This is a genomic window from Synechocystis sp. FACHB-383, from assembly GCF_014698605.1.
Lineage (GTDB): Bacteria > Cyanobacteriota > Cyanobacteriia > Cyanobacteriales > Microcystaceae > Synechocystis > Synechocystis salina.
Genome location: NZ_JACJTJ010000037.1, coordinates 20,419 through 37,094 on the forward strand (window position 1 = coordinate 20,419; position 16,676 = coordinate 37,094).

The window sequence follows — 16,676 nt, forward strand, 5'->3', positions numbered from 1 at the left end:
TATGGTAAAAAAGGGAGAAGATGTATGAATTGGACAGAAAATTTTTCATTACAGTTCCCTTGGTGCGTAATTAACCTTCCTTGGGGCCCCTTTTAAGGAGGAAAGGGACAGAAAGCTAATAGTACCAATCTGGGGTTAGGCCGGCCGCTGTGTTGATGAAAATACAATCCAAGGTAGTCAACTCTCCCTGGGGGGCACGGTAGGGCTCGGAAACATCCCAGAGGCGAAAATTGAGTGGCAGTAACCAATTGGCGATTTCCGTTAGGAGGGGAGTCCCAGGGCCATAACCCCGGTAGAGCCAGCACTCCAGAAATAAAACGTCAACTTTAGTTAATGTTTGGGGCGCTCCCCGGAGAATGGCCAACTCGTTGCCCTGGGTGTCGATTTTAATCACCTGGGGTTGGGGCAAATGAAGCTTGGCCAGGGCCGAATCCAAAGTCAGTAGAGGCACTTGGACGGCCTTGGTGGGGGGACTGCCCTCTGGCATGGCCAGGGTGGTGCTACTGGCGGGGTCATTGAAGACATTAACTGTTATGGTCCCGTCCCGATCGCCGAGGGCATATTTATATAGATGGAAAGAAGGATAAACCCGCAATGTTTCCGCCATCAGACCTTGATAATCCGGCACATGGTCCACCAGGGGCTCGAATAAATAGAAGTCAGCCTCCGTTGCCACCTGTTTCATATAGTAGGACCAGCCACTATTGGAAGCGCCCACGTCGAAAATCACCTGGGGATGGTAGCCCAAGTTGGCCAGGCGGCGGAATACTTGACGGTCTAGCTGGAGCACCTGCCCATCCAGATCATCGAGCATTGTTTGGTATTGGGGAGAAAGGCTGGGGGAAGACATTACCTAACTGTAGGTCAAGGGAGCAGGCCGGCCCAGGCCCCCAGGGGAAATCGGCCTTATCTGCCGACTATGGATAATCCCAAACGCTATAAAGCTATAAGGTCAGGCCAACCCCGGGGCTACCCAGAGATCAATTACTAGCGGTTTGGGTTTGTTGGGAACCCCAATCCACCAGCTTGACAATGACGTCCTGGGGGGAACGGCCCCGGAAGCGGGGAGCATTGCCATCAAATTCGAGTTTTTGCCCCTTTTGCAGGAGATAAGGACGGGCTAAACCAATCTGGATACTATCTAAAATAGTATTGTCGGTGGCGTCCTCCACTTGGAAGGTCAAACGGCGCACCTCAAGGGTTTCTTGGCCAGCATTACAGAGCACACCAACGGAATTGATCAAATCACCGCCCCTTTCGTTAACTGCCAGCTTGAGCACCGCTAGGTTACGAATTTCACCGTAGCCAATGCCATCTCCTTCAGGGCCCCTGAGGGGGACAGTGCGGGTGGTGTTGGTGTTCTGGGTGGTGGTGGTAACAGTGCCGCCCATTTCCTGGGCCATTGCCCCTAAAATTTGGACGAATCCTTGGCCGAAAGCCTCCATGGCCGCTTCCGCATCCAATGGGGATCCTGCCGCAGTGGGAGAAGTGGGGGGAGTGAGGGGCGGTAAAGCAGGGGAACCCACATCCCTCGTGACAGAATCTCCGTACTGTTCTAGCACCACATTGGGGGGGGCTCCAAAGGGATTGATGGCTTTGACCCTAACCCGGCCACCGGAAAGGCGATCGCCGACGGTCACATTACGAGCGACGGGCTCCCCAGGGGCTTGGACAATGGCATAGGGACGACTACCGATCTCAATTACGCCGGAAACCACCACTGCCCTGGCGTCGTTGGGGAACAGGGGCGGAGGAGCGGTTGGCGAAGGGGATAGATTAACAGTGCCCGGAGTGCTGGGAGTGGCAGAAGTGGCGGTGGTTGTAGTTGTGGTGACAGAGCCGCCGTTAGTTTTAGTCTGCTTTGCCCCATTGGCCTCCCCTGGCTTGGGCGGATCAAGCTGACACACCGATTCCCGAATCTTCGCTTCCACAGGAATTAGCTCGAACGGATTTGCCCGGCCGGCGCGGATCTCCCTCAGCCGTTGATCCGGTAAGACGGGGGGAATTAGCCCCAGGGCCGCCATATCTACCGGAGGCAGAGGTCGGACTGCGGCCAGAGGCACCTGCGGAGGAGGCATTTCTTGGGTATCTGAGGAAACATCAGTTTCACCATCACCACCACCGGGGAGAAATCCACATCCGCCGCTGAAAATCAGCAGAGAGCCAGTTAAAAGGGAGAATAGGGGTCGCTTCTTCATTATTGGAATCGCTGCAACACAGCCGAAAATACGAAGGGAGGCGGAGGAGTGGAAGTCAAAATTCGGGAAAATTTGGATTTAACCATTACTTTCCCCTCTAATCTTACAGCCTCCCCCTAAAATGCCAAGGGATTAGGGCAAATTCAGGGGGTGATCGTCAAGAAATATTACAAACTGTTACGGGGACAGTGTAATCAGGAACGCAATGCCTGAGAATAGTTTGGGCAGGTTGCTCGCTGGAGTCCGCTGGTTAACGGCTTTGTCCAGTTCGTGACTATGTCTCGGTTGATAAAATCAGCTTAAAGCCTTTTTTTAACGTTTTAAATCTTTACGGAGGAATCCATCCATGAGTATCGTCACGAAATCAATCGTGAATGCTGATGCAGAAGCCCGCTACCTAAGCCCGGGTGAACTGGATCGTATTAAATCTTTCGTTACCGGCGGTGCCGCCCGTCTTCGCATTGCTGAAACCTTGACCGGTTCCCGCGAAACCATCGTTAAACAAGCTGGCGATCGCCTTTTCCAAAAACGTCCTGACATCGTTTCCCCCGGTGGCAATGCCTACGGTGAAGAAATGACCGCCACCTGCTTGCGGGACATGGACTACTACCTCCGCCTCGTCACCTACGGTGTGGTTTCCGGTGACGTTACCCCCATCGAAGAAATCGGTTTAGTGGGCGTACGGGAAATGTATCGTTCCCTCGGCACCCCCATTGAAGCCGTTGCTCAAAGTGTCCGGGAAATGAAAGAAGTTGCTTCTGGTTTGATGTCCTCCGATGATGCCGCCGAAGCCTCTGCCTACTTTGATTTCGTTATCGGTGCCATGAGCTAGGTTGTTAAACCTGAGCTTATTGAAGTGTTGAGCCCTAATTATTCAACCCTTTTAGCAATTTTTCCAATTGAGTAAGATTTAAGGAAACCAAAACTATGCAAGACGCAATTACGGCTGTAATCAACTCTGCTGACGTTCAAGGTAAGTACCTCGACGGTGCTGCCATGGACAAACTGAAAAGCTACTTCGCCAGCGGTGAACTGCGGGTGCGGGCTGCCAGTGTAATCAGCGCCAACGCCGCCACCATCGTTAAAGAAGCTGTGGCCAAATCCCTGTTGTACTCCGACGTAACCCGTCCCGGTGGCAACATGTACACCACCCGTCGCTATGCGGCTTGTATCCGTGACTTGGACTACTACCTCCGCTATGCCACCTATGCCATGTTGGCTGGTGACGCTTCCATTCTCGATGAGCGCGTACTCAACGGTTTGAAAGAAACCTACAACTCCTTGGGTGTACCCATCTCTTCCACCGTACAAGCTATCCAAGCCATCAAAGAAGTTACCGCTAGCTTGGTTGGTGCTGATGCTGGCAAAGAAATGGGCGTTTACCTCGACTACATCTGCTCTGGCTTGAGCTAGTCCTGGATTCCCGTGGGTGATTCTGCCTTGGTTGATTTACAACTTAGCCAGTAGCCCCTCTGTTGGAACGGGAAGTCTAAAGTGAGTGCTGGGGCCGTTAAAGCCACCACCGGGATAGCCGGGGTTTTAGCTGACCGGTATTGACTTCTGACTCCCGTTCTGTCGCATATGCCAACTTTTTAAGAGAAAACGTTTTAGGAGAGCCACACCCCATGCGGATGTTTAGAATTACGGCTTGTGTTCCTAGCCAAACCCGGATTCGGACACAACGGGAATTACAAAATACTTATTTTACGAAGTTGGTGCCCTACGACAATTGGTTTCGTGAGCAACAGCGCATCATGAAAATGGGCGGCAAAATTGTGAAAGTCGAATTAGCCACTGGCCGTCCCGGCACCAATGCGGGTCTGGCCTAGGCTCGAGACTAGTTGTTGCTAATTTAGCAATGTTGAATGGCAATTTTATGAATCAATTTCTTTGAGGTCAGCAATGGCCTCTTTTTTGTGATTTTTTGCATCTTCTGCCCTTAGGTTGTTCAGGAAGCCTGATAAATGGCGGGTCGATAGGTTGGCAGAGGAATGGATTTTCCCTCCGCTTTGGCACTTTCTAACCACAATTTTTTGGCAATTTCCAACTCCCGCAAAGCTTCAAATGGTGATTCACCAAAGGCGGAACAACAATTAAGATCGGGAATATCGGCAATATAACCTTCATCTTCTTCACTGTAAAAGATATTGATGTGATAGTCCTTCATAATTAATCCTCCAATCTGAGATTATATTTTTCAACTAAAGTTAAAAACTGTTTGATTTGGTAAGGTTTAGCCTGTCCTTTAACATTTCGAACGTTAACCAATTCTGTGACGTCGGGGTGGATAAAAATATGGTGACTCCCACTAATTCTGGAAAGATGAAAACCAAATGACTCTATCAGGCTCACAAAATCGTTAAATCGTTAAAAGGTATATTCTTTGAGCAAGACAAAATTTGTTTTAAAAGTTTATGTTTTCTCCCCATATAATCTCAATTCTCCCCACTGCTATTATCAATCACTCTCTTCCCTTCTAGCTTGAAAGCAACACCATTCCTGCCGCTTCCAAATGGCGACCACCGTCCAACCGTTTTGCTCCAACGCATCGGCGATCGCCTGACTTTGTTCCACCATAATGCCACTGAGAATGGCCCAACCTTGGGGTTTGATCAGGGGGGTGAATTGGGGCAGTAAATCGACAATGACGTCCGCCAAAATATTGCAAATAATGCCATCCACCGGCTCCGCAATTAACTGCTCCAACTCCGGCACACTGCCCTCATTAATGACCAAATTATCGGGGTGAATTTGATTCAGATGGCGATTATGGCGGGCCGAATCCACCGTTAGGGGGTCATTGTCCACCCCGTACACTTTGGCCGCCCCTAATAAAATTGCTCCAATGCCCAAAATACCGGAACCACAACCAAGATCCGCCAACACTTGATTTTTGTCTGGATCCACTCGCATTTCCAAGGATTCCAAACAAAGCTGGGTGGTGGCATGGGTGCCGGTGCCAAAGGCCACCCCGGGGTCGAGGCGCAGAATCAGGCGATCGCCAGGGTCTAGGGGATCAATCCAGGCTGGGTAGATAATAAACCGATCACCAACAGGGGTGGGTTGCCAATGCTCCTTCCAACTAATGGACCAATCTTCTTCGTCAATCAATTGCCAATGGAAACGGGGCTTGGGCACCTGGAGTAATAGGGCGTCCTGCTCACACCAGAGGGCTAGGGCGGCGAGGTCAAGAATTTCTGCCTTTTCCTGGGGTAAATAACCACGGATGAGCAGGGAATGGGCCTTTTTTTCAGTGGAAGTGCCCACACAGCCAAACTTTTCCAGCCGCCAAAAAGCAGTTTCTTCCAGGGAAGGATGGCAAAGTATTCTAATTTCCCACCAACTATTAGCCACAGCCATTTATTCCTCCCTGATATGGGCCAACGGCAGGGGAGGGATTTAAACCTCCCGAAATTGACTTCAACCTTTGGCAAGCTGATTAGAGCTTAACGGTGTAGGCATCCCGAATACCAGCCACCTTGGTGATTTCTGATAGCAAACCATCGGGGAGGGGATCGTCCAAACTCAGGGCCATGACCGCATCCCCCCGGACAATTTTACGTCCCACTTGCATGCTGGCAATGTTGACGTTAAAGCTACCCAGCAGGGAACCAATTTTACCAATGATGCCCGGCATATCCCGGTGCAGGGTGAACAACATATAGTTGTTGGGGGGAACGTTAATGGGGAATTCATCCACATCGGTGATGCGGATTTCGCCGTTGCTCAACAGGGCCCCCGTGGCGGAGTGTTCCCCCATGGTGCCAGTGGCTTTGAGGTGCAAGGAGCCGGAATAGTCCCGCACCGAAGCATCTTTGGTTTCAATTACCCTAATGCCGCGCTCTTTAGCTTCGATCGCCGCATTGACATAGTTGACCCGTTCCCGGAGGGCTTGGGAGAGCAGACCTTTAATGGCCGCCACCACCAGGGGTTGACTGTTGGTATATTCCGCCAAATCCCCCTGTAAACAAACCGTCAGGCGATCGATCCGGCCACCGGCCAACTGCCCCACTAGGGTGCCAAGGGTTTCCGCTAGCTTGAGGTAAGGACGTAACTTTTCCATCACATCGGGGGTTAAGCCAGGGATATTCACCGCTGAGCGGGCCGGTAAGCCCAACAACACATCCCGTATTTGTTCAGCCACATCCACCGCCACGTTTACCTGGGCTTCTTCAGTGGAGGCCCCCAAATGGGGAGTCAGAATCACATTGCTAAATTCCCGCAGACGGGATTCCCCCAGGGGTTCCTGGGCAAACACATCCAGGGCCGCCCCGCCAATCTCGGCCGTTTCAATGGCAGTGACCAAAGCCTCTTCGTCAATGATGCCCCCCCGAGAACAGTTGATAATGCGGGCACTGGGCTTCATTTTAGCCAGGGTTTCAGCATTGATCAGATTAGCGGTTTCCGGCGTTTTGGGAATGTGCAGGGTGATGAAATCCGCTTCGCTGAATAGCAGATCCAGGTCCACCAACGTACAACCGATTTGGTCGGCCCGTTCCTGGGAAATAAACGGGTCATAGGCCAGCAATTTCATGCCCATGGCCTTGGCCACCCCGGCCACGTGGGAACCAATTTTTCCTAGACCCACAACCCCTAGGGTTTTTTTGTAAACTTCGGTGCCGATGAATTGTTTCCGTTCCCACTTATTTTCTTTGACGGATTTATTGGCATCGGGGATATGGCGGGCCAGGGCCATCATCATGGCCAAAGCGTGTTCCGCCGCCGCAATGGTATTACCTTCGGGGGAGTTAACCACCACAATGCCCTGGCGAGTGGCCGCAGGCACATCGATATTATCCACACCAACCCCAGCCCGACCAATGATTTTTAACTGGCTACCCGCTTGGATAATTTTCTCCGTCACCTTAGTGGCAGAGCGCAACATGATGGCATCGTACTCGGGGATGATGTCTATAATTTCTGCTTCCGATAGCCCAGTCTTTACGTCAACTTGGGCAACTTGTTTGAGAATATCAATGCCGACTTGGTCAATGGAGTCAGAAACTAAAACTTTAGCCATGGTGAATGATCGAAAAATTAATAGCGCTGGGGCCGGCGGGGACGGAAGGGGTAGAAAAAATCCCTGGAGCCAGGCTAGATTCACTAGATGCAGTTGGTATCCTGGGCCGATCTCCGTAGCCCATTCTAGCGGCTTGGGGGATAACCGTTAGCAATATTTCTGATTCCCTAGGGCTGAGGTGGCCAAACCATAGGCGGTATTCCCTAGAAAGCCTAGAAGTTTTTGGATATAATAAGCAAGATTAATTTAAAGTAACAAAACTTAAAATTACCCCTGCCTCTGTTCCCCCAGAGGGAAGCTTTTTTAAAACCTCTTTTAGCCAACTTTATTCAACCCCTGTAGTGATTCCCCTTTTAACCACCGCCTTAGCCCAGCCAGGGCTTAATTTTCTGCGCCGCTTCCACCGTTGGCGCTCCAGCCTTGCCATTGATGCCACCACCACCGGCATGCAACTGATGGCGGGCTTTCTCGTTTCTGTGCCGGTGTTTATCCAAGCGCCCCTGGTGCGGCAATTTCCCTGGCTTTCCCTGGCGTTGACTTTACCCTGGGTGGCGATCGCCGTTTGGTTAATGAAACGACCCGATCAGGCCCTGTGGGGGGATTTACTGCTGGGCTTTAGCTGGAGTTGGTTGGCGGGGGCCATTTATTGGGGTTGGTTTCGTTGGGAACCCCTCTGGCATTTACCCATCGAGGCGATCGGTTTACCCTTTGCCCTTTGGGGACTGAAACGGGGCTGGGGCGTAATCGGCCATTTATTCTACCTAGGCTCCCTGACGGGAACGGCCGTCACCGATATTTACTTTTACCTCACCGGGTTGATGGATCATTGGCGTCAGGTGATGGTGGTGGACCCCGAATTCGCCCGATTTGTTTTCCAAGCGGCCCTGGCTAAAATTCATACCCCCTGGGGAGCAGCCTGGGCTTGGCTATTGTTGGCCCTATTGCTGGGGCTGGGTGGTTGGGCGTTGCAACGGCGGTCCCCCGGCTGGCAGGCCTTTGCGGGAGCCGTGTTGAGTACTATTGTTGTAGATGCCCTTTTCTGGCTTGGGGCTATGATGGCCTAAGTCAACTTTTGCCATTACCCTGTGGATAAGCCTGCTCCATCCGTTCACCTAATAGTACATTTCTCCCATGGGGATGTGACTTTTCCTCTCCAGGGGCGGAACTATTGGACTGTGGGCCGGAGCCAGGAGAATGACTTGGTCATCCGGGACAGTTGCATTTCCCGCAACCATGCGATTTTGCAGGCGACGGAGGAAGATACTTTTTTGTTAATTGACCTAGGTAGCCGCAATGGCACCTTTGTCAATGGTCGGCGGGTGAGTATACCGATCGCCATTCAGGACAAGGACAAAATTACCTTTGGTAAAACGGAAGCAAAATTTTACTCTGACCAAAACGGTACGCCGTCGGGGCTGTTGCGGAATCCGGCGGAATGGGATACCCAGACCAACGTGCTCCATGAGCGGCGACTAATTACGGTGTTGGTGGCGGATATGCGCAACTTCACTGGCATGGCCCAGCAGGTACAGGAGGAATTGCTATCCCTACTGATTGGCAATTGGTTCCGCCAGGCCGGACACATTTTGCGGGAAGCCGGTAGTTGGGTGGATAAGTACATTGGCGATGCGGTGATGGCGATCTGGTTCCACGGCTACAACGAAGCTACTCCGGCGGAAATTCTTCAAATTCTCCATGCTGTCAACCGCCTCCAGGCCATGACGGCCCGGTTAAATCAAAAATACGATCTGCCTTTCCCCCTCCGCATCGGCACAGGAATTAACACTGGCTACGCCATGGTGGGTAATACTGGCAGTGGCGACCATCCCGACTACACGGCGATCGGTGATACGGTCAACGCTGCTTTTCGGTTAGAATCTGCCACCAAGCAGGCCCATTTCGACTTGGCCATGAGCGAAAAAACCTTTAGCTATCTACAGGAATTACCCCAATGGGCCGCAACTATTCAGCAAGACACCATTGAGTTGAAGGGTTACACCAATCCAATCGCCATTTACGGCCTGCCCTTTGCCACCCTGGGATTGCTGTTGGATAACACCACCCTGGAGGATGCTCCCCCTCCGGTACCGGAAGTACCTTAATCGTCCATAATGGAAACCGTCGTAATATTTCTTAACACCTATGTCTTTACCCAATTCCTTGACCACCCTAGATGGAACGCCCCTGGCCCCAGAGGTAATTGATAATAAAGTTGTCCTCTTTGTCAATGTTGCCAGTAAGTGTGGCTTAACTCCCCAGTACAGCGGCCTAGTGGCCTTGGATCAGGCCTATGGCGACCAAGGTTTGGTAATTATCGGTGTGCCCTGCAATCAGTTCGGTGCCCAGGAACCAGGCTCCCCAGAGGAGATTAAGGAATTCACCAAAACCAAGTACGACGTGGACTTTACCTTGCTAGAAAAGCAAGACGTCAATGGTCCCAACCGCAGCCCCCTCTACCAATTCCTCGTCGGCGATGGCGAAGACATTGGCTGGAATTTTGGCAAGTTTTTAATTGGTCGGGATGGGCAGGTGGTGGCCCGCTTTGACCCCCAAACTAAACCCGATGACTCTTCTTTAAAAGCTGCCATTGAAAAAGCTTTGGGCTAAGTTTTTGAGCGCCAACACTGACTGCCATTGAGCTTATCCTAATTTTTACCCTGTGCTTCTGCACGGGGTATTTGTTGTCATAGCTTGAAATTTGGGGTGCACTGCTTTCGGAATTCACCTCCATAATTGAGCTGGAGGCGGAGTTAATGCCCGCCCATCCCAACCCATGGCATTGGAAAGGAATTATGCGTGATGTTTTTATTGTTGCTGCTAAACGAACTCCCCTGGGGCGTTTTGGTGGATCCCTGACCAATTTTTCGGCGGTGGATTTGGGGGCCCATGTGATGAAAAGTGTCCTAGCCCAGGCCGGCGTGGAGGGAAAGCACCTAGATCTATACATTATGGGCAACGTGTTGAGGGCTGGCCATGGGCAACTAATTCCCCGTCAAGCGGCCTTGAAGGCGGAGATTCCCGATACGGTGGACGGCTATGCGGTGGATATGGTCTGCTCTTCCGCCATGATGAGTGTGATTAATGCCGCTTTGACCATCCGGGCCGGTGAAGGGGATCTAATTTTGGCTGGCGGGACGGAATCCATGTCCCAAACGGGTTTTTACCTCTCCCACCGGGCCCGCTGGGGCTATAAGTTTCTCATGGGGGCCCCGGAAAATTTAACTGATCTTCTTCTCCATGATGGTTTGACGGACAGCACCAATGGTGAGGGCATGGGGGACCAGACGGAAAAATTGGCCGCAGAGCATGGTTTCAGCCGGGCCGCATTGGACGAAGTGGCCTGTTTGTCGCAACAAAGGGCGGCCCAGGCCACGGAATCTGGTTATTTTGATGCAGAAATTGCCCCCATTGAAATCACCAGTCGCAAAGGGACCCAGGTGCTGAAGAGTGATGAAGGTATTCGCGCTGACACCACCGTGGAAAGCCTGGGCAAATTGCGGTCAGCCTTTGCCAAGGACGGTGTGTTAACGGCGGGCAACTGTAGCCAGATTACCGATGGGGCGGCAGCTTTACTCCTAGCCAGTGCGGAAGCGGTGGAAAAATATCAACTCAAACCCCTGGCCAAAATTCTTGGGGGGAGTTGGGCCGCCGGCACCCCCAGCCGTTTTCCCGAGTTGCCCATCACCGCTAGCCAAAAACTGTTGGCCAAGCTGGATAAGACCCTTGCTGATTTTGACTTGTTTGAAAATAATGAGGCCTTCTCCGTCAGCAATCTCTTATTTGAGCAGCAATTGGGAGTGGACCGGGACAAGTTGAATGTTAACGGTGGGGCGATCGCCTTGGGTCATCCCATTGGGGCATCGGGGGCCCGGATTATGGTTACCCTACTCTACGCTCTGCAACAACGGGATAAAGCCATGGGTCTGGCGGCCCTTTGCCATGGTACCGGCGGCGGTACGGCCGTAGCCATTGAAAGGGTTTAAGGATTAGTGGCTGATCGAGTCGAATGTGGAGGCTTTGGCTGATCAAGTTGAATTTGTTTCTATTAACTTTTAAGGAGTCACCATGTTAAGTCTGGGTTTGGAAGATAAGGTAATTGTGGTCACCGGCGGCAATCGGGGCATCGGCGCGGCGATCGTCAAATTGCTCCAGGAAATGGGGGCTAAGGTGGCTTTCACTGATTTAGCTACGGATGGCGGTAATGCTGAGGCCCTGGGGGTGGTGGCCAACGTCACCGATTTAGAATCCATGACGGCGGCGGCGGCGGAAATCACCGATAAGCTGGGGCCCGTTTACGGCATAGTGGCCAATGCTGGCATTACCAAAGACAACTTTTTTCCCAAATTAACCCCCGCCGATTGGGATGCGGTGCTCAATGTCAACCTCAAGGGGGTGGCCTACAGCATCAAACCGTTCATTGAAGGTATGTACGAACGCAAAGCCGGTTCCATTGTGGCCATTAGTTCCATCTCTGGGGAGCGGGGCAACGTTGGCCAAACTAACTATTCCGCCACTAAGGCCGGGGTGATTGGCATGATGAAATCCCTTGCTCGGGAGGGAGCCCGTTACGGGGTGCGGGCCAATGCAGTGGCCCCCGGTTTCATTGACACGGAAATGACCTTAGCCATCCGGGAAGATATTCGGGAGAAAATTACTAAGGAAATCCCCTTCCGCCGTTTTGGTAAACCAGAAGAAATTGCCTGGGCGGTGGCCTTTTTGCTCTCTCCCGTGGCCAGTAGCTATGTCACCGGCGAAGTGTTACGGGTGAATGGTGCTCACCACACCTAATTTTTGCGGTATTGTGCAGACATCCTAATTTTCTCCTCCCTAAATATCTGGGGAGTTTTTTTTAGCCGTCCAAATCCCCCGCCATCACTGTGGCGATCGCCGTTTTGGCGTTGTCCTGAAATTCCCGCACGTTAACCTTGTTGAGCAGGAAAATGGAGAAAATTAAACCCAGGGCTTGGATAGCAAATACCAAACCGTAGGCCAACACTGCATTCGCAAACAAAGCCTTGCCGATGTTCAAAATTGTGCCCCCGGCCACGGTGGCTAAGCCCCTGGAAATGGATTGGGCTAAACCCCAGGCCCCGATGAAAGTGCCAGCGGTTTCCACTGCGGTGAGGTCCAACATCAAACTGGTGGCTCCGGCGGTGATCATGCCCGAGGCTAAACCGAAGAAAAGTAGACCGGATTTTAACAGGGTCACATTTTGCTGAAATCCCGCCAGAATTAGCAAGGAAAAACAAAGGGCGGCCAGGGCACAGCCCAGGGAAGTGGTGCGTTGCTTGCCTAAACGGGGTACGACAAAAAAGCCGGTGGAACCAATGCCCAACAGGGTACCCATGCCAAAAAAGGCGTTTAACTGGGTGGTTTCAGAAATGCAAAGGTTAAAGACTTCTCCGCCGTAGGGTTCTAGCACCGCATCCTGCATAAATAGGCTCAGGGTCAGCAGTAGTAAAAAACCGAAGAAGATGGCCGTTTGTCGGCTGGCGGTCAGAACCTTCACCGCTTGCCCCAGGGTGATTTCGTCCTCCCGGCCTTCGGAACGATCGCCAAAGCGAGAATATTTTTTTTCCACCCCCACCGTGGCCAGCCAGGCCAGGAAAACGACGATCGCCGGCATGATGATAAAGACGGGATTAATGCCCCGTTGCAGTTGGGCAATGTCAACGGTTTTTTTCACCAGCAGAGCATCGGCATCCAACAGAGCCCGGCCACAAATTTCCGGGGTATTTAACAGGCGGGAGCTGACAATGGCCCCCAGCACAATGCCCACCATCAACATGGACCAGACAATACCCACTAGTTTGGAGCGATTGTCTTCGTCGGACACATCCACCAACAGGGCGGCAAAGGGAGTGGAGCTTAAACTCAGGGTTACTCCGTAGGCAGCGAAAACTGTGCCCAGCGCTATGCTCCAAAAAATTGTTAGGGCCCCCCAACCGTTATTTTGCAAACTGAGGCCCAACTGCCACACCACCTGGAGGGCGATAAAGGACAACACCGTAAAGCCTAGGGCTCCCAACCAAACATAACCAGTGCGATGGTAGCCCCACAACCGTTGACTGTCGGATAGTTGCCCACACCACACTTTAAAAGGGCTAACAAATTGATACATGGCGATCGCCGTGGCGGCCACCCAGGGTAACACCGCCAACTCATCAATTAAAATGCGGTTGAGTACCCCCAGGGTTAACAGGGACATAATGCCCAGCCCCATCTGGAATAAGCCTAGGCGGAACATGGTCACCAAGGGCAATTTTGGCAACGGGGCCCCGGCCATCGATTCGCTAACGGTCATGAATACATTGCCAGAGAAAACACTCCGTATTCTAACTAACCAATGCCCGGCAAAACTTTTCCTAGAGGCGATCGAGCATGGTTTGCAGTTCCCCCTGTACCCTTGCATAGCTAGCCGTTAGGGCGGGGAAATGGTCTGGGTCCATGGCCAGGGAGTCCCGTTGGCGGGCAAGATTTTCTAAGGTTTTAGCCTGTTGGGCCAAAAGCACCGCCCCCAAGTTAGCACTGCTAGAACCAAGCGTATGGGCGGCTAAACTCAAATCTACCCAATCTTGATTGGCGATCGCCAGTTTGATCCTTTGCAATAGTTCCGGCACCGTTTGACAATAGATATCGCTAATTTCCCTGAGAATTAAGTCACCATTTTCCTCATCCAATTCCCGCAGAGAATAGATAATGTCTTGGTCAATGGAGGGCAAGGCCATGCTGGCCAAGTCCTCTGGATCGGGGCTAGAAGGGGATGATTTTGACTCAAAAGTATTGGCGCTGGGAACGACGGTAACCGTATTTTGGCTGGTGGACTGGAGCGCTGTGGCAGCCACCTGTAAGGCCTGTTGCAGAGCTTCTAGGCGGATGGGTTTACTGACATAATCATTCATGCCGCTGGCCAAACACCGTTCCCGATCGCCTTCCATGGAATAGGCTGTCACTGCAATGATCCAAGGTCTTTGACTCCGGCCCCGGGACTGTCGGATCTGCTTCGTCGCCGTCAAGCCATCCATTTCCGGCATTTCCACATCCATCAACACCACATCGTAATCCCCCTTAGCCAAAGCCGTGAGGGCTTCTTGGCCGTTGTTGACCACCTCTACTGGGTAACCCAACTTTTTCAGCAAGAGCTTGGCCACCTGTTGATTAATTAGGTTATCTTCCGCCAACAAAATGGTTAAATTGGAAGGAGCATAGGGAAACAAAGGCCCGCTGATTGCCCCCGTAGACACTAGGGTGGGAGGCTCCGTTTGTCCCAACACCTGCACCAAGGTATTTTCCAGCTCGTCAGGATTGATTGGACTCCTAAGCCAAGTCTGTACCGGAGATTTATCCCCGCTGTAGCGCTCCCCAGGGGATAGGTAAATGTCCGTGGCCACCAGCACCGGAATGCCTTGGTCCGTGGGGGCCCACGTTGCAATTTCCGCCAAATCAAAATCGGCCAAATGCTCTCCCCTCCCGTCTGGATGGGGACAATGGATGATTAGGGCGCTATAGGTTTTTTGCGCTAATTTTTCCCCTAGATCCTCCCCCAGTTTTGCCGGAGAAGAAAAAGTAATTTGCTCCGCTTGGAGACGCCAACTGGCCAAAAGATTTTGCATTCTGGTGGCCCGGCCTTCGTCGTAATCCGCCACCAACACCGATCGCCCAAGGAACAGGGAGTGGCGCAAATTATGGGCAGAATAGGCACAGCTGGGCACCACCGTTAAATTGACAGTGAAATAGAAAGTCGAACCCAGGGTTGTCGGTTGCCCGATCTGCCAAGGAGCGGGGGGGTCTCCCACCACACAACCATTACTTTCTGCCCAGATGGTGCCCCCCATCAAAGCAGTTAAACGGACACAAATGGCCAAGCCCAACCCCGTGCCCCCAAAGCGCCGGGTAATGGAAGAATTGCCCTGGCTAAAGGCCTGAAACAAAGCCTGCTGTTGGTTGGGGGCGATGCCAATGCCCGTGTCCTGCACCGCAAAACAGAGTTGATATTCCCCCTTGGCCGCGTCATGGTCCACCACTTCCACCGTCACTTTAACCTGCCCTGCTTCGGTGAACTTGACCGCATTGCTGAGGAGATTAACCAAAATTTGCCTGAGGCGAGTCACGTCCCCCTGGAGGTTGGGGGGAATGGGGGTGAGAAAACGTCGGATCAGGGTGAGGGATTTTTCCCTGGCGCTGGGCACCACCACATCCAAGGCTTCCTCCAGGCATTGCCCCAAATCAAATGGGTACACTTCCAGGTCCAATTTGCCGGCTTCAATCTTGGAAAAATCCAAAATATCGTTAATTAGGGTGAGCAGGGTTTCCCCACTGTTGCGGATGGTTTGGGTGAAATATTTTTGTTGGGTGGTTAATGCCGTATCTAGCAATAATCCGGTCATGCCGATGATGGCATTCATGGGGGTGCGAATTTCGTGGCTCATGGTGGCCAAAAATTCACTTTTGGAGCGGTTAGCTGCCTCCGCCGCACTGGTGGCCACCACCAATTCTTGATTTTGTTCGGCCAATTGTTGCCGCATGCGCCGTTCCATTTCCAGGGATTGCCCCTGAATCACTTCCACTTGTTTACGCTGGCTGATGTCCCGGTAAAGCCAAAAATGGCCCTGGGAGCTATCCCCCAACAAGATGGGCACATAATCCCGCTCAAAAAAACGTCCGTCCTGTAGGGACAGTTCCACTTTCAGCAATGGTTCCGGATGCTCGATCGCCAAAAAGTCTTCGGTTATGCCCTGGCCCTGGGAAACAAGGCCATTAATGCGGGGGGCGATCGTCGTTAAATTTTTCCCCAGCAGGAGTTCGGCGGGAAAACCGAGGTTAAACAGTCGAGCAAATTCGGGATTGACCACCACAATATTGCCCAGGGCGTCGGTCATTAGCACCCCCGCTTGCATATTTTGCACCAGGGTACTGAGGCGGGTGGAGGTGCAAGCCAAGGCTTCAGCGGTTTTGGCCTGTTCTAGTAGGGTATGGCGCAGATTGTCCCTGGTTTGTTTTAGTTCCAGGTGGGTCTTCACCCGGGCCAACAGTTCCGGCGGGCTAAAGGGTTTGGTGACATAGTCCACTGCCCCCTTGGCAAAGGCTTGGAGAAGATGTTGTTTTTCGTTGCTGGCGGTAAGAAAAATTACCGGAATATCTCTGGCCTGGGGATCCTGTTTAAGGCGATCGCACACTTCCAGCCCATCCATGCCGGGCATCATCAAATCCAACAGAATCAGGTCCGGTTGAGCCTGGGTGGCCCGTTGCAGAGCTTCTGGCCCGGAGGTGACAAAGGTGGTGCTGTAACCTTCCCCTTCCAACAGCTCGGAAATGACATAGATATTATCTTTCACATCATCTACCACCAGAATGAGAAAACTCTCTGGCTCAAAAGTGGCAATGGCTGAAGGGGGCTGGGATGGGGACATTACAAATTTGCCCGTTGATGTTTTTATTGTTGATGTTTCGATTATCTA

Annotated in this window: 15 protein-coding genes; 8 read left to right on the top strand and 7 right to left on the bottom strand. The window is 52.1% G+C overall.

Annotated elements, in window-relative coordinates:
* Positions 1-115: 115 nt before the first annotated feature.
* Positions 116-850 (bottom strand): FkbM family methyltransferase, encoded by a 735-nt coding sequence (locus H6G45_RS10490; RefSeq protein WP_190598394.1) that lies wholly within the window; start codon positions 848-850, stop codon positions 116-118.
* Between the two features lie 130 nt (positions 851-980).
* Positions 981-2,198 (bottom strand): hypothetical protein, encoded by a 1,218-nt coding sequence (locus tag H6G45_RS19555; protein ID WP_242018133.1) that lies wholly within the window; start codon positions 2,196-2,198, stop codon positions 981-983.
* A gap of 346 nt (positions 2,199-2,544) precedes the next feature.
* Here H6G45_RS19555 and H6G45_RS10500 point away from each other — a divergent pair, with 346 nt between their 5' ends.
* The 3 genes from H6G45_RS10500 to H6G45_RS10510 all read left to right on the top strand — a co-directional run bounded on the left by H6G45_RS10500 (position 2,545) and on the right by H6G45_RS10510 (position 4,027).
* Complete coding sequence (locus H6G45_RS10500) at positions 2,545-3,030, top strand: allophycocyanin (protein ID WP_190598395.1); 486 nt, start codon at positions 2,545-2,547, stop codon at positions 3,028-3,030.
* Positions 3,031-3,125: 95 nt separating this feature from the next.
* A complete protein-coding gene (gene apcB, locus H6G45_RS10505) occupies positions 3,126-3,611 on the top strand; it encodes an allophycocyanin subunit beta (protein WP_010872504.1) in 486 nt (161 codons plus the stop codon).
* A gap of 212 nt (positions 3,612-3,823) precedes the next feature.
* On the top strand, positions 3,824-4,027 hold the full coding sequence (locus tag H6G45_RS10510) for a phycobilisome linker polypeptide (RefSeq protein ID WP_010872505.1): 204 nt from the start codon (positions 3,824-3,826) through the stop codon (positions 4,025-4,027).
* Positions 4,028-4,146: 119 nt separating this feature from the next.
* On the opposite strand, the gene H6G45_RS10515 is transcribed toward H6G45_RS10510, so the two are convergent.
* The 3 genes from H6G45_RS10515 to serA all read right to left on the bottom strand — a co-directional run bounded on the left by H6G45_RS10515 (position 4,147) and on the right by serA (position 7,302).
* Positions 4,147-4,365 (bottom strand): type II toxin-antitoxin system HicB family antitoxin, encoded by a 219-nt coding sequence (locus H6G45_RS10515; protein WP_190598396.1) that lies wholly within the window; start codon positions 4,363-4,365, stop codon positions 4,147-4,149.
* Positions 4,366-4,655: 290 nt separating this feature from the next.
* Positions 4,656-5,558 carry a 50S ribosomal protein L11 methyltransferase gene (prmA, locus tag H6G45_RS10525; protein ID WP_190598397.1) on the bottom strand — a complete coding sequence of 301 codons (903 nt, stop codon included), beginning with the start codon at positions 5,556-5,558 and terminating at the stop codon, positions 4,656-4,658.
* 79 nt (positions 5,559-5,637) lie between these two features.
* Positions 5,638-7,302, bottom strand: coding sequence for a phosphoglycerate dehydrogenase (gene serA / locus H6G45_RS10530; protein ID WP_190598398.1), 1,665 nt, complete (start codon positions 7,300-7,302; stop codon positions 5,638-5,640).
* A gap of 257 nt (positions 7,303-7,559) precedes the next feature.
* Here serA and H6G45_RS10535 point away from each other — a divergent pair, with 257 nt between their 5' ends.
* The 5 genes from H6G45_RS10535 to phaB all read left to right on the top strand — a co-directional run bounded on the left by H6G45_RS10535 (position 7,560) and on the right by phaB (position 12,006).
* Positions 7,560-8,282: a DUF3120 domain-containing protein gene (locus H6G45_RS10535; RefSeq protein ID WP_190598399.1), complete on the top strand. Its 723-nt coding sequence runs from the start codon at positions 7,560-7,562 to the stop codon at positions 8,280-8,282.
* A 21-nt stretch (positions 8,283-8,303) separates the two neighbouring features.
* A complete protein-coding gene (locus H6G45_RS19970) occupies positions 8,304-9,320 on the top strand; it encodes an FHA domain-containing protein (protein ID WP_190598400.1) in 1,017 nt (338 codons plus the stop codon).
* A gap of 40 nt (positions 9,321-9,360) precedes the next feature.
* Positions 9,361-9,825, top strand: coding sequence for a glutathione peroxidase (locus H6G45_RS10545; RefSeq protein WP_190598401.1), 465 nt, complete (start codon positions 9,361-9,363; stop codon positions 9,823-9,825).
* Between the two features lie 185 nt (positions 9,826-10,010).
* Entirely contained in the window at positions 10,011-11,201 is a 1,191-nt protein-coding gene (phaA, locus tag H6G45_RS10550; RefSeq protein ID WP_190598402.1) for an acetyl-CoA acetyltransferase PhaA, read from the top strand.
* Positions 11,202-11,283: 82 nt separating this feature from the next.
* Entirely contained in the window at positions 11,284-12,006 is a 723-nt protein-coding gene (gene phaB, locus H6G45_RS10555) for an acetoacetyl-CoA reductase PhaB (RefSeq protein ID WP_190598403.1), read from the top strand.
* Between the two features lie 61 nt (positions 12,007-12,067).
* On the opposite strand, the gene H6G45_RS10560 is transcribed toward phaB, so the two are convergent.
* Together H6G45_RS10560 and H6G45_RS10565 are read right to left on the bottom strand one after the other, a co-directional pair.
* Positions 12,068-13,522 carry a PucC family protein gene (locus H6G45_RS10560; protein WP_190598404.1) on the bottom strand — a complete coding sequence of 485 codons (1,455 nt, stop codon included), beginning with the start codon at positions 13,520-13,522 and terminating at the stop codon, positions 12,068-12,070.
* 61 nt (positions 13,523-13,583) lie between these two features.
* On the bottom strand, positions 13,584-16,628 hold the full coding sequence (locus H6G45_RS10565) for a response regulator (RefSeq protein ID WP_190598405.1): 3,045 nt from the start codon (positions 16,626-16,628) through the stop codon (positions 13,584-13,586).
* Between the last annotated feature and the right edge of the window lie 48 nt (positions 16,629-16,676).

Excerpts from the sequence above, each read along its gene's own strand:
- H6G45_RS10490 (WP_190598394.1), bottom strand. The coding sequence starts at position 850 with ATGTCTTCCCCCAGCCTTTCTCCCCAATACCAAACAATGCTCGATGAT.
- H6G45_RS19555 (WP_242018133.1), bottom strand. The coding sequence starts at position 2,198 with ATGAAGAAGCGACCCCTATTCTCCCTTTTAACTGGCTCTCTGCTGATT.
- H6G45_RS10500 (WP_190598395.1), top strand. The coding sequence starts at position 2,545 with ATGAGTATCGTCACGAAATCAATCGTGAATGCTGATGCAGAAGCCCGC.
- apcB (WP_010872504.1), top strand. The coding sequence starts at position 3,126 with ATGCAAGACGCAATTACGGCTGTAATCAACTCTGCTGACGTTCAAGGT.
- H6G45_RS10510 (WP_010872505.1), top strand. The coding sequence starts at position 3,824 with ATGCGGATGTTTAGAATTACGGCTTGTGTTCCTAGCCAAACCCGGATT.
- H6G45_RS10515 (WP_190598396.1), bottom strand. The coding sequence starts at position 4,365 with ATGAAGGACTATCACATCAATATCTTTTACAGTGAAGAAGATGAAGGT.
- prmA (WP_190598397.1), bottom strand. The coding sequence starts at position 5,558 with ATGGCTGTGGCTAATAGTTGGTGGGAAATTAGAATACTTTGCCATCCT.
- H6G45_RS10545 (WP_190598401.1), top strand. The coding sequence starts at position 9,361 with ATGTCTTTACCCAATTCCTTGACCACCCTAGATGGAACGCCCCTGGCC.
- phaA (WP_190598402.1), top strand. The coding sequence starts at position 10,011 with ATGCGTGATGTTTTTATTGTTGCTGCTAAACGAACTCCCCTGGGGCGT.
- phaB (WP_190598403.1), top strand. The coding sequence starts at position 11,284 with ATGTTAAGTCTGGGTTTGGAAGATAAGGTAATTGTGGTCACCGGCGGC.
- H6G45_RS10560 (WP_190598404.1), bottom strand. The coding sequence starts at position 13,522 with ATGACCGTTAGCGAATCGATGGCCGGGGCCCCGTTGCCAAAATTGCCC.
- H6G45_RS10565 (WP_190598405.1), bottom strand. The coding sequence starts at position 16,628 with ATGTCCCCATCCCAGCCCCCTTCAGCCATTGCCACTTTTGAGCCAGAG.